Genomic DNA, 233 nt, shown 5'->3' with positions numbered 1-233 from the left:
CGAGCATCGCGACCGAGCCGTCGTCGGGCTCGCCCGCGCCGCCCGTGCGATCGAGGAACAGCGGCTCGTCGCGCACTTCCGGCACGATCACCGGCGAGCCGCTCGTGAAGATGCGTCCGACGATGCCCTCGCCGGGCAGGAAGCGCACGCGCTGGCGCCAGTCGTCGGCGAGGCCGGTGCAGCACAGGCCGCGCAGGTAGCCGTCCGGCTCGACGACGACGACGAACGCCGAG

1 pseudogene is annotated in these 233 nt (G+C 73.8%); it reads right to left on the bottom strand.

Features of this window, described 5'->3' with window-relative positions:
- Positions 1-233: pseudogene (locus SB771_RS37290) on the bottom strand (nif-specific transcriptional activator NifA); the annotation flags it as partial.

Source organism: Burkholderia sp. SIMBA_051, assembly GCF_046534915.1.
GTDB lineage: Bacteria > Pseudomonadota > Gammaproteobacteria > Burkholderiales > Burkholderiaceae > Burkholderia > Burkholderia ambifaria.
The sequence above is the reverse complement of the archived record's forward strand: the minus strand, read 5'-3'. Positions and strand labels throughout refer to the sequence as shown.